Raw genomic sequence first — 12,504 nt, 5'->3', positions numbered from 1 at the left:
GCCCATGCTGTACACCTGTGCGGAACACTGTCCACACAGAACGGGGAACGAGATGACCCAGCGGGTGAGCATCGTGGTCGGCGGCGCGTCCGGCATCGGGCTGGCCACCGTGCGCAGGCTGCACGCCGACGGCGAGACCGTGGTGATCGCCGACCGCAACGAGGCGGACGCGCGGAAGTACGCGGCCGAGCTCGGCACCGAGGCGCTGCCGGTCGAGGTGACCGACGAGGCTAGCGTGCGCGAACTGATCACGACGGTCGCCGAGCGGCACGGCGGCATCGACACCGTGGTGGACTGCGCGGGCATCTCCCGGCCCGGCGCGCTCACCGATCTGGCCGCCGAGGACTGGCGCGCCACCGTCGACGTCTGCCTCACCGGCGCCTTCCTGGTGGTCAAGCACGCGGCGCCGGCGCTGCGGCCGGGCGGCTCGATCGTGCTCATCGCCTCGCTCAACGCCACCCAGCCCGGAGTCGCCATGGGCGCGTACTGCGCGGCCAAGGCGGGCGTCGCCATGCTCACCGAGGTGGCGGCGCTGGAGCTCGGGCCGCGCGGCATCCGGGTGAACGCCATCTCCCCCGGTTTCGTGCCGACCCCGCTCACCGAGGGCGCGGCGCTGGTGCCCGGCCTGGTCGAGGATTTCGTCGACAACACCCCACTCGGCCGGGCCGGGACCACCGAGGACATCGCGGCCGCGGTGGCCTTCGTGGCGTCGCCCGCGGCGGGCTGGATGACCGGCTCGAACATCGCGCTCGACGGCGGCGCGCACACCCAGCGCTACCCCGACGTGCTCAAGCACATCGCGGCGCTCGCGGCGGGCTGAACCGGGCCGGGATGAACCTTTCCCGCCCACCGCGGTTTCCGGCCGAGACACGGCCCACTCCACCGCGACACGGCGTCGCTCACTGTGGAACGATGACCCCTCGTGAGTCACGAGCACGTCGCAGAGGGGGGTTCCGTGCCGGTGAACACGCACGACCCGCTGGTCCACGCCTACGAGACCGGGATCGGGATCGCTCCCTCCGGCGCCGCCGCCGCCGTCGAGGCGGGTAACCACCTCGCCGCCACGCTGCCGGTCTGGACGCTCGCGGCCGGCTCGCTGACCGCCGTGACCGCCGCCGCCAACCGCCTGCGCGCGGTGCGCGGGCTCCCCACCGCGCCGATCACGCTCGACCCGGCGCGAGTGAGCACCGCCTTCGCCTCCGACCACGTGCTGCGGCTCGGCGGCGAGCCGGTGAGCGCCTTCGGCGACCTCTCCGGCTTCTTCCCGACCTTCGACGGCTGGATCCGCACGCACGCGAACTACCCGCACCACCGGGCCGCGCTGCTCTCCGCGCTCGGGCTGCCCGCCGACGCGAGCACCGACCTCGCCGTCACCCACCTGGCCATGAACCGGGCGAGCGACCTGGAGGACCGGGCCGCCGAGCACGGCGCCATCGTGGTCCGGGTGCGCACCGAGGAGGAGTGGGCGCAGAGCGAGCAGGGGCGCGCCGCCGCCGCCGGGCCGCTGGTCGCCATGGATCGGCGCACCGATATCGGCGGCGACCGGGTCGGGCTCGGCACCGACCCGGCGCGCCCGCTGCACGGACTCCGGGTGCTGGATCTGACCCGGGTGATCGCCGGCCCCGTCGCGACGCGGGCGCTGGCGCTGCTCGGCGCCGACGTGCTCCGCCTCGACCCGCCGAAGCTGCCGGAGATCCCGCTCCAGTTCGCCGACACCTGCCAGGGCAAACGCTCCGCGCTGCTCGATCTCGGCACCGACCTCGAGCGCTTCCACGAGCTGCTCGCCGAGGCCGATGTGCTGGTCACCGGGTACCGGCCGGGCGCACTGGAATTCGCCGGGATCGATCCGTCGGTGCGGCCGGGGCTGATCCACGCCAGGGTGAGCGCGTGGGGCGAGCACGGCCCGTGGGGGCTGCGCCGCGGCTTCGACTCCATCGTGCAGGCGGCCGCCGGGATCGCGGTGCTGGAGGGCGCCGAGGTGGCGCCGGGCACGCTGCCCGCCCAGGCGCTCGACCACGCCACCGGCTACCTGCTGGCCGCGGGTGTGCTGGACGCGCTCGCGCTGCGCACCGTCGACGGCTCCGGCCGGGACGTGCGCGCCGCGCTGGCCCGCACCGCCTCCTGGCTGCTCGCCGCGCCGGACCGCACGCCGCGGCACCCGGCCGCCACCCCGGCCGCGCCGGAGCTGACCATCACCGGTGGCGGGGCGACCACCGCGCGGCCCGCCTTCGCCGAGTACCCCGAGTACCCGTGGCCGGCGCCGAAGTACGGGTCGTCGCCGCTGGAGTGGGCGGTCGCGCTGCGCTGAGCGCCGACCGCCCGGCCGGTCCGCTCCGCGGCCGGGCTAAGCTCGCCGACGTGCGGATTCTGCTCGATGTCGATACCGGGATCGACGATTCGCTGGCACTGCTCTACCTGCTCGCCTCGCCGGAGGCGGAGATCGTCGGGATCGCGTCGACGGCGGGGAATGTGCCCGCCGCCCGGGTCGCCGCCAATAATCTGGCCTGGCTGGACGTGTGCCGGGCACCGGAGATCGAGGTAGCGCTGGGCGCCGCCGACCCGCTGGCGATTCCGCTGCGCACCACCGAGGACACGCACGGCCCGCACGGCGTCGGCTATGCCGAACTGCCCGCCACCACCCGCGCGCTCTCCCAGCGCACCGCCGCCGAACTCTGGGTGGACACCGTGCGCGCGAACCCCGGCGAGATCACCGGCCTCTGCACCGGCCCGCTCACCAACCTGGCGCTCGCCCTGCGCGCCGAACCCGCGCTCCCCCGCCTGCTGCGCCGCCTGGTCATCATGGGCGGCGCCTTCAACCACCCCGGCAACACGACGCCGACCGCCGAGTGGAACATCCACGTCGATCCGGAGGCCGCCGCCGAGGTCTTCGACGCCTTCTCGGGAGCGCCCCAGCGCCCGCTGGTGTGCGGGCTGGACATCACCGAGACCATCGAGATGCTGCCGAAGCACCTGACCCGGCTCGCCGAGCGGGCGGGCAGCACGCCGGTCGAGACCGTCGGCCCGGAAGATCCGATCGCCTTCCGCTCCGCGACCTCGAACCCGATCGTCCGGCATCTCACCGACGCCGTCCGGTTCTACTTCGACTTCCACCGCTCCTACGACCTCGGCTACCTGGCGCACATGCACGACCCGTTCGCCGCCGCGGTGACGCTCGACCCGGCGCTCGCCGTCACCCGCCCGGCGACCGTCGCCGTGGAGCTCACCGGCGCGCTGACCCGCGGCACCACCGTCGCCGACTGGGCGGGGATGTGGGGCCGGGAGCCCAATGCCGACATCGTGGTCGGCACCGACCCGGAACTGTTCTTCACCCGGCTCATCGAGCGCGTCGGCGACTTCGCCGCGGCTGTCTACCGGGAGGCACCGTGACCGAGGCCGAGCGGCTCGCCGCGCTCCGCGCGCGGCTGGGCATTCCCGGGATCGTGGACGTGCACACGCACTTCATGCCGCACAACGTCATGCGCAAGGTGTGGGCCTACTTCGACCAGGTCGGGCCGCTGACCGGGCGGGAGTGGCCGATCACCTACCGGGCGGGCGAGGAGGAGCGGCTCGCCACCCTGCGCTCGTTCGGCGTGCGCGCCTTCACCTCGCTGGTGTACCCGCACAAGCCGGAGATGGCGGCCTGGCTCAATGCCTGGACCGCCTCGTTCGCCGCGGCGACCCCCGACTGCCTGCACACCGCCACCTGCTACCCCGAGCCCGAGGCGAAGACCTACGTGGCCGAGGCCGTCGAAGCCGGTGCGCGGGTCTTCAAGGTGCACATCCAGGTCGGCGCCTTCGCCCCCGACGATCCGCTGCTCGACCCGGTCTGGGGCATCCTCTCCGACGCCCGCGTGCCCGTGGTCATCCACTGCGGCTCCGGCCCCGCCCCCGGGGAGTTCACCGGCCCCGGCCGGATCGCCGGCGTGCTGCGCCGGTTTCCGCATTTGCCGCTGATCATCGCGCACATGGGGACGCCGGAGTACACCGAGTTCCTCGATCTCGCCGAGCGGTACGAGGACGTCCGGCTGGACACCACCATGGTCTGGACCGATTTCAGCGAGGAGAACGCGCCCTACCCGCGCGCCGAGTACGGGCGGGTCCGCGATCTCGGCGAGCGGATCCTGTTCGGCAGCGACTTCCCGAATATCCCGTACCGGTACGCGCACGCCGTCGAGGCGCTGGAGCGGCTGGAACTCGGGGACGAGTGGGTGCGGAAGGTGTTGTACGACAACGCCGCCCAGCTCTTCGGAATCGAAGGATCTGTGTAAGACTGAAAGGTCGGCGACCCCGTCTCCGGCACGCCCCGGTCCGGTGGAACCGCCCCCTTGCGGCCCCACCGTCCCGGCGTACCGCGACCGTGGCGGGCCCGGCTCCCCCGCCCCCGCCGAGCCCTTCCCACGGCCGCAGAACGATCATCTCCGGGGAACCCGGCGACCGACAGGAGGCACTTTCGTGACGGCAACGCACATCGAGGTAACCGACGAGGCCGGTGGCACCGAGGCGCAGGGGCCCTGTGGCGGTGATCACTGCGGCATCAAGGAGGTATTGGAGCGGCTCGGCGACAAATGGAGCCTGCTCGTCCTCGTCGAGCTGCACTCCGGCCCGCGCCGCTTCAACGAGCTGCAGCGCGCGATTCCCGGTATCTCGCAGCGCATGCTCACCGTGAGCACCCGGAATCTGCTGCGCGACGGGATGATCAGCCGCAAGGTGTATCCCACGACGCCGCCGCAGGTGGAGTACGCGCTGGCGCCGCTCGGGGACAGTCTCGCGGTGCACATCGAGGGCATCGCCAACTGGGCGCGCACCAACAGTGCCTACATCGAGCAGTGTCGCGCGGAGTTCGACGCGGAGAACGGGCAGTAACGGTTCCCTCGACGGGGCCGCCGCCTACAAGTGAACATCGTTCGGACAGCACACTTGTGCCCGCTCCGGGGATCGGTGCAGCCTTGGTGATGATGCCGATCTTTCCGGGGCTGCAGGTGACGTGCCGCAGGGCGCGCCAGCGGCCGGCGAGGATAGCGAAGCCGCGTTCGCCGAGGCAGCGCAGGCCGCGGAGCAGGGCGTTGCGGGTGCGGCTGTCAGGATCGAGAGCTCGGTCGTCGGGGGGCTGTTCGATCGGCATGTGCACGCCGATGCCGGCGCCTTCGTAACCGACTCGACTCATTCATGCTCTGGTCAGCTTCGAACCCGTCTCTGCATGCACCGCAGTGGCCTTTGGCATCCCTGTTTCGGGCGTCGCGATCTCCATCCCTACCCCTGGATCAGGCAATCCCGAGCGCTCCAACGAGGTGGCGTTTTCCAGTTCTCGTTAAGGTGTGGGTGGAATGCCTGGGGGACGCTGGCGATTCGGTCGCTCACGGCCACAAGGTAGTCGGGACGTCGACGGCGGCGAACTTCTCATCGAGAACGCCAACGGTCTGCAACGGTCCACCGACCCCGGCGCGAAGCTACCCTCGAAGACACCGGCAACACATCATCGACGCCGTCGCCGAAACCAGCATCTGGACCGCCATCGGCGAGGGAGCCGGCTACACCGCCGTCAAAATCGGCGCGAAGGTATTTTCCGACGCCGCCGGAGCGGCCATCTGCGTGGGCGGCAGCAGCACCGAAACAGCGACTCGAATCCGACCCCTCACCAGAGACGATTCCCCCAGAACGCCAACCCGCGCCATCCGAACTCGCCGAACTGGAAACTCGATTGCCTACGACCTTTGAGGATGTCACCACTTCTACCAGTCCCAGAGCGATCTCGGATAGTCTCTCCGCAGCAGCACCACTCGAGCCGATGGACGTCGACAACGCTGCCGGCAACGTCAGCCGCGCAGTATCGACAGCCACGTCTACCTGAAAACTACCTGCTCCTCGAACACGAGTTGGCAGAACCATATACATGAGAGAGAATCCTGGCGCAGCCTACCAGGACGCATACAGAGTTATACAACAACAATTCGACTGGCCACGCAGCGAAGACTTCGAAAGTGATGGATAAATGGCCATTCTGCTATATGTCAGAAAGAACTCAGAGTCCGAAAGCGCTGTAGTATACGATTTCGGAGACGACTACGAGAATTTCGTCAGGACGTTGACCATCGAGACATCATCTCAACAGCCTCGCCCTGACGATGGTTTTTATGACCACCAGTTCTACGATGCCGCGAGAAGGATACTCGGCCTCAAGCGCGAGAGGGGGCAGTGGCCAGAACGCGGAATGATCGCCAGCTGATATTCCTCGCCCTCAGTACATCCCGGCTGCGCTGGCCGTGCGGTTGTCAGGGATTAGGTGATGATCTACTGACTGACATGCGCAGGCTCTACCCGTCGCAGCAGGAGATCAGGTCGACCCCGGAAAGCTTGTGCTGAATACTTCGACAGATGGTTGCACCCACCCTGCTGGACACGCCGCTGCTGTATCGCCTCCGACACTGTGAGCGGGTCCTGATAGTCGGCGCCGGTGGCGGGTTCGACCTGCTCAGTGGCCTGCCGATAGCCTTCGCGCTGCACGGGCAGCACAAGGCGGTCTTCCTGGCCAACCTCACCTTCTCACCCGTCACCCGCACCGACGCACAACCGGTGGCGAAGGGACTGTTCGAGATCGACGCCGATACCACCGGTCCCATCTCCTACTTCCCGGAGAAGCACCTCGCGGTCTGGTTACGCGACCACGGCTACCCGGACCAGGTGTTCCTGATCCGCAAGGGCGGCCCCGGCGATATCAGGGCCGCCTACGCGTGGCTGGCGCGCGAGCTGGACCTGGACGCGGTCGTTCTGGTCGACGGCGGCACCGATCTCCTCATGACCGGTGACGAGGCCGGGCTCGGGACTCCGGTCGAGGACATCACCAGCCTGCTGGCCGCGCACGCACTCGACCTGCCGGTCAAGCTCGCGGTCTGCGTCGGATTCGGCGTCGACGCCTACCACGGCCTCTGCCACGCGCACTTCCTGGAGAACGTCGCCGCCCTCAGCAAACTCGGCGCGTACCACGGCGTGTTCGCGCTGCTGCCCGGCAACGCCGCCACCGATGCCTGGCTCGACGCCGTCGACTGGGTCCAGCAGCACACCCCCGGGCGGGAGAGCATCGTCTGCGCGTCGATCATCGACGCCGCCCGCGGCGAATACGGCGACCACCACTCCCTGGCACGCACCCGCGCCGAAGGCGCCGAACTGTTCATCAACCCGCTGATGTCGATGGTCTGGGGATTCGACCTCGACCCCGTCGCGGACAGAGTCCGCTACCGCAACGAGATCGCCGACGCGAAAACACCATTCGAAGTCGCCGCCGCCATCGAAGCCTTCCGCGACCAGATCTCACTGCGGCCCCGGCGAACCATCCCGGTCTAGGCCCCGTCGAACGCCCGGACCAGCTGCTCGGCGGCGAGGGCGGCGGTCAACGTCCCCTCCCGCACCTGCTTCTCGACATCCCCGCGCACCGCCTTCACCGACGGGTTCTCGGCGAGGCGACGCAAGAGCTGGTCGTGCACCATGGTCCAGGTCCAGTCGACCTGCTGCCGCCGCCGCTTCTCGGCGAACTCCCCCGCGTCGGTGAGCACCCGCCGGTGCTCGAGCACGGTGTCCCAGAACGTGTCCAGGCCGAGCCCCTCGAGCCCGCTCATGGTGAGCACGGGCGGCTTCCAGAGCGCGTCGTGGGGATGGATGAGCCGCAAGGCGCCGGCGAGCTCGCGGGCGGCGGCCTTGGCCTCGATCTCGTGCTTGCCGTCGGCCTTGTTCACCGCCACCAGGTCGGCGAGCTCGAGCACGCCCTTCTTGATGCCCTGGAGCTGGTCGCCGGTGCGGGCGAGGGTGAGGAAGCAGAAGACGTCGACCATATTGGCGACGGTGACCTCGGACTGGCCGACGCCGACGGTCTCGACCAGGATCACGTCGTACCCGGCGGCCTCGAGCAGGACGATGGTCTCGCGGGTGGCCTTGGCGACGCCGCCGAGCGTGCCCGCGGTGGGTGAGGGGCGGATGAAGGCGTCGGCCTCCAGGGAGAGCCGCGCCATGCGGGTCTTGTCGCCGAGGATGGAGCCGCCGGTGCGGGTCGAGGACGGGTCGACGGCCAGTACCGCGACCTTGTGCCCCTTGCGGATGAGGTCCATGCCGAGCGCGTCGATGAAGGTCGACTTGCCGACGCCGGGCACGCCGGTGATGCCGACCCGGTTGGAGGCGGCGACCTCGCCCTCGGGGGTCAGCCGGAGCAGCAGCTCCTGGGCCTTGTCCCGGTGATCGGAGCGGGTGGATTCGACCAGGGTGATGGCGCGCGCCAGCGCGGCCCGCTCCCCCGAGCGGACCGCGCCTGCCAGTGCGTCGACATCGATGACGCGCGTGCTCATTCCGCAGCGCCACCGCCGAGGTCGTGGCCGAGCGCGGCGGCGAGCTTGCGCAGCAGGTCGATCGCGGCGTCGGCGATGACGGTGCCGGGCGGGAAGATCGCGGCGGCGCCCGCCGCGTAGAGCTCGTCGAAGTCACCGGGCGGGATGACGCCGCCGACGATGACCATGATGTCGGGGCGCCCGACATCGGCCAGTGCCTGCCGCAGCGCGGGCACCAGCGTGAGGTGGCCTGCCGCCAGCGAGGAGACCCCGACCACGTGCACGTCGTTGTCGGCCGCCTGGCGCGCCACCTCCTCCGGGGTCTGGAAGAGCGGGCCCACGTCGACGTCGAAGCCGAGGTCGGCGAAGGCGGTGGCGATCACCTTCTGGCCGCGGTCGTGGCCGTCCTGGCCCATCTTGGCGACGAGGATGCGCGGGCGGCGCCCCTCGGCCTCCGCGAACTCCTCGACCAGTTCGATCGCGCTGCTGATGTTGGTGACCTTTCCGGCTTCGTCGCGGTACACCCCGGAGAGCGTGCGGATCTCGGCCTGGTGCCTGCCGTACACCTTCTCCAGCGCATCGGAGATCTCGCCGACGGTGGCCTTGGCGCGCGCGGCGTCGATGGCCAGCGCGAGCAGGTTGTTCGCCATGCCGCCCTCGGACGCGGCGGCGGCCCGGGTGAGCTCGGCCAGTGCCCGCTCGACGGCGGCGGAATCCCGCTCGGCGCGCAGCGCGCGCAGCTTCTCCAGCTGCTCGGCGCGCACCCGGGAGTTCTCCACCTTGAGGACCTCGACCTGCTGGTCCTCTTCGACCTGGTACTTGTTCACGCCGATCACCGGCTGCTGGCCGGTGTCGATGCGGGCCTGGGTGCGGGCCGCGGCCTCCTCGATGCGCAGCTTCGGGATGCCCTCGCCGATGGCCTGGGCCATGCCGCCGTGCGCCTCCACCTCGGCGATGTGCGCGCGGGCGCGGTTCGCGAGCTGGTGGGTGAGCCACTCGACGTAGTACGAGCCGCCCCACGGGTCGATCGGACGCGTGGTGTTGGACTCCTGCTGGATCAGCAGCTGGGTATTGCGGGCGATCCGGGCGGAGAAGTCGGTGGGCAGCGCCAGCGCCTCGTCGAGCGCGTTGGTGTGCAGCGACTGGGTGTGGCCCTGGGTGGCGGCCATGGCCTCGATGCAGGTGCGCGCCACATTGTTGTAGGCGTCCTGCGCGGTGAGCGACCAGCCGGAGGTCTGCGAGTGGGTGCGCAGCGAGAGCGATTTCGCGCTCTTCGGCTCGAACTTCGCGACCAGCTCGCTCCAGAGCAGCCGCCCGGCGCGCAGCTTCGCGACCTCCATGAAGAAGTTCATGCCGATGGCCCAGAAGAAGGAGAGCCGGGGCGCGAACTCGTCGACCTCCATGCCCGCCGCGATGCCGGCCCGGATGTACTCCACGCCGTCGGCGAGGGTGTAGGCGAGCTCCAGGTCGGCGGTGGCACCGGCCTCCTGGATGTGGTAGCCGGAGATGGAGATCGAGTTGAACTTCGGCATCTTCGCGCTGGTGTAGGCGAAGATGTCGGAGATGATCCGCATCGAGGGCTTGGGCGGGTAGATGTAGGTGTTGCGGACCATGAACTCCTTCAGAATGTCGTTCTGAATGGTTCCGGCCAGCTGCTCGGGAGCGACGCCCTGCTCCTCGGCGGCGACCACGTAGAGCGCCAGGATCGGCAGCACCGCGCCGTTCATGGTCATCGAGACCGAGACCTGGTCCAGCGGAATGTGGTCGAAGAGCTGGCGCATGTCCAGGATGGAGTCGATCGCCACGCCCGCCATGCCGACGTCGCCCTGCACCCGCGGGTGGTCGGAGTCGTAGCCGCGGTGCGTGGCCAGGTCGAAGGCGACCGAGAGCCCCTTCTGCCCGGCCTGCAGGTTGCGCCGGTAGAAGGCATTGGAGTCGGCGGCGGTGGAGAAGCCGGCGTACTGCCGGATGGTCCACGGCTGGTTCACGTACATGGTCGGGTACGGGCCGCGCAGGAAGGGCTGAACGCCGGGCACGCTGTCCAGCGGGTAGCCCTCGGCGGCGACGGCGTCGCGGTCGGCCTTGGTGAAGACCGGCGGGACGTCGATGCCCTCGGGGGTGGCCCAGGTCAGCTGCTCGGGCGCGTAGTTCGTGGCGGCCGCGGCCTCCGCGACGAACTCCGAGACCGCGTCCGGGCCGACGGCGGCCGGCTCCGGGGCGTGCTCGTTCAGCGGCACGTCGGCGAAGCTGCCGATCACGTGCTCGATCTCACCGGTCGTCATGCTCCCACCTTCTCCAGCAGGCCGGACAGCGCCGCCACCGCATCGATCTTCGCGGCCAGGTAGCCGACGGGCTGATCCGCGACCCCGGCCACGGCCTTCGCCGAACCGGCCAGCAGCACCGTCTCGACACCGGCCGACTTCAGGGCCCGCACCGCCGCGCCCGCCTGCTCGGCGTAGCGCGCGTCCGAGCCGCAGAGCACCGCGATGCGCGCGCCGGACTCCTTCGCGGCGGCGGCGATGCCGTCGAGCTCGAGCGGGCCGGGGTTCACCGACTCGATCCCGCCGGAGGCCAGCAGGTTCGCGATGAAGGTGACCCGGACATTGTGCTCGGCGACCTTGCCCAGCGGCACCAGCAGCGCCTGCGGCCGGGCGCCGTTGGCGGCCAGATACACGTCCGAGCGGTCGCGCAGGGCTTCGAAGGCGGCGCCGTAGCGGGCCACCCGGCCGGGCTCGCGGGCCTGCTCGGAGAGCGCGGCCTCGGCGAGGTTCGGGAACTCGTTCACACCGGTCACGGCGAAGCGGCGATGCGCGACATCGGCGTCGCGCGCGGCCCTGGTGGCGCCGATCCGCTCGGCCAGCAGCCCGGCGGCCAGCGCCGCGCGGTACCCGCCCGCGGCCTCGATCTCGCGCATGAACTCCCAGGCGGCCTCGGCCAGCCGGGCGGTGTGGTCCTCGATGTACCAGGAGCCGGCGCCGGGATCGTGCACGTGGCCCAGGTGCGACTCCTCCAGCAGCAGCAGCTGGGTATTGCGCGCCATCCGGTCGGCGAAGTTCTGCGAGACGCCGAGTTCGCCCGCGGGGAGCGCGGAGTCGAAGGGCAGCACGGTCACGGTGTCGGCGCCGCCGACGCCGGCGCCGAAGGCGGCGAGCGTGGTGCGCAGCAGGTTCACCCAGGGGTCGCGCTTGGCCATCATGGCCGCGGAGGTGACCGCGTGCTGCGGGGCGCCGCCGAAATCGGGGGCGCCGCAGACGTGCGCGACCCGGGCCCAGAGCGTGCGCCCGGCGCGGAACTTGGCGATGGTGGCGAACTGGTCGTCGGTGGCGGCGAGCCGGAACTCCAGCTGCCCCAGCGCGTCCGCGATATCGGTGCCCGCGGCGGTGAGCGCGCGCAGGTACTCCAGCCCGGCGGCGACCGCGGCGCCGAGCTCCTGTGCCTCGGAGGCGCCCGCGTCGTGGAAGGCGGTGCCGTCCACGGTGATCGCGCGCACGGTCTCGGTGCGGGCGGCGGCGGTGCGGGCGAGGGCGACGGCGTCGTCCAGGGTGACCCCGGCGATCCCGGCGAACTCGTCGGTGAGCGGGGAGGCGGCCAGCGCGACGCGGATGGCGGTGCGGTCGGCGGCCCGGTAGCCGTCCAGCGCGGCGAAGAGCGCCGCGGCGGCGGCACCGGCCTCGGCGCCCGCGTCCAGCGTGATCGGGGCGAGGTCGAAGAGCAGGCCGCTCAGGGCTTCGCCGAGCCCGCCCACCGGCACGCCGCGCTCGCCGACGCCGAGCCAGAGCGCGGAGAGGCCGTTCTCCAGCCCGGCCAGGATTCGGCGGTTGGCGGCGGCGGGGTCGGTGTCGGTGACCCGGCCCGAGACGAACCAGCCGCGGTGCACGTCGCGGTGGGCGTCGGCGCCGCGGACGAACGGAAACGTCCCCGGCAGTGGCGGTTCCGGACGCTCGTCACGCCGGGTGTAGAGCGGGGCGACCGCGAGACCGTCGTAGGTGGTCTCGGTCAGCAGCGTCTCCGGCTCGTCCGGCAGCTCGGCGGCGTCGACCTTGCGCGCCTTCGCCAGCACCCCCGCCACACCCCTGCGCCACGCGGCGTACTCCGGCACCGGCTCGGTGGCCGGATCTGAAGCAATCGGCATCGCTGCTCTTCTCTCTCCCCTCGCCGGAACGGCACCGCGCGTGCACCGCCCCGAACCGGGTAT

At 70.9% G+C, this 12,504-nt stretch carries 10 protein-coding genes; 7 read left to right on the top strand and 3 right to left on the bottom strand.

Going from position 1 to position 12,504, the window contains the following annotated elements:
- Window positions 1-52 precede the first annotated feature (52 nt).
- From AB0H71_RS00725 to AB0H71_RS00695, 7 genes are all read left to right on the top strand, one after another.
- Window positions 53-820, top strand: a complete 768-nt coding sequence (locus tag AB0H71_RS00725; protein WP_357013344.1) for an SDR family oxidoreductase — start codon at window positions 53-55, stop codon at window positions 818-820.
- A gap of 141 nt (window positions 821-961) precedes the next feature.
- A complete protein-coding gene (locus AB0H71_RS00720) occupies window positions 962-2,308 on the top strand; it encodes a CoA transferase (protein WP_357016072.1) in 1,347 nt (448 codons plus the stop codon).
- A gap of 50 nt (window positions 2,309-2,358) precedes the next feature.
- Window positions 2,359-3,387, top strand: coding sequence for a nucleoside hydrolase (locus tag AB0H71_RS00715; RefSeq protein ID WP_357013341.1), 1,029 nt, complete (start codon window positions 2,359-2,361; stop codon window positions 3,385-3,387).
- On the top strand, window positions 3,384-4,268 hold the full coding sequence (locus tag AB0H71_RS00710) for an amidohydrolase family protein (protein ID WP_357013338.1): 885 nt from the start codon (window positions 3,384-3,386) through the stop codon (window positions 4,266-4,268). The genes AB0H71_RS00715 and AB0H71_RS00710 overlap by 4 nt, the downstream gene beginning before the upstream one ends.
- Window positions 4,269-4,452: 184 nt before the next feature.
- Window positions 4,453-4,863: a helix-turn-helix domain-containing protein gene (locus tag AB0H71_RS00705; protein WP_357013336.1), complete on the top strand. Its 411-nt coding sequence runs from the start codon at window positions 4,453-4,455 to the stop codon at window positions 4,861-4,863.
- A 1,126-nt stretch (window positions 4,864-5,989) separates the two neighbouring features.
- Window positions 5,990-6,223, top strand: a complete 234-nt coding sequence (locus AB0H71_RS00700; RefSeq protein WP_357013334.1) for a hypothetical protein — start codon at window positions 5,990-5,992, stop codon at window positions 6,221-6,223.
- A gap of 149 nt (window positions 6,224-6,372) precedes the next feature.
- Window positions 6,373-7,338: a DUF1152 domain-containing protein gene (locus tag AB0H71_RS00695; RefSeq protein ID WP_357013332.1), complete on the top strand. Its 966-nt coding sequence runs from the start codon at window positions 6,373-6,375 to the stop codon at window positions 7,336-7,338.
- On the opposite strand, the gene meaB is transcribed toward AB0H71_RS00695, so the two are convergent.
- The 3 genes from meaB to AB0H71_RS00680 are packed head-to-tail and all read right to left on the bottom strand — an operon-like array spanning window position 7,335 to window position 12,441.
- On the bottom strand, window positions 7,335-8,330 hold the full coding sequence (meaB, locus tag AB0H71_RS00690) for a methylmalonyl Co-A mutase-associated GTPase MeaB (protein WP_357013330.1): 996 nt from the start codon (window positions 8,328-8,330) through the stop codon (window positions 7,335-7,337). The genes AB0H71_RS00695 and meaB overlap by 4 nt on opposite strands.
- Window positions 8,327-10,591: a methylmalonyl-CoA mutase gene (gene scpA / locus AB0H71_RS00685; protein WP_357013327.1), complete on the bottom strand. Its 2,265-nt coding sequence runs from the start codon at window positions 10,589-10,591 to the stop codon at window positions 8,327-8,329. The genes meaB and scpA overlap by 4 nt, the downstream gene beginning before the upstream one ends.
- Window positions 10,588-12,441: a methylmalonyl-CoA mutase family protein gene (locus AB0H71_RS00680; RefSeq protein WP_357013324.1), complete on the bottom strand. Its 1,854-nt coding sequence runs from the start codon at window positions 12,439-12,441 to the stop codon at window positions 10,588-10,590. The genes scpA and AB0H71_RS00680 overlap by 4 nt, the downstream gene beginning before the upstream one ends.
- Window positions 12,442-12,504 lie beyond the last annotated feature (63 nt).

It is taken from the genome of Nocardia sp. NPDC050697 (genome assembly GCF_040654395.1).
Lineage (GTDB): Bacteria > Actinomycetota > Actinomycetes > Mycobacteriales > Mycobacteriaceae > Nocardia.
This window is presented reverse-complemented; position numbering and strand designations above follow the sequence as displayed.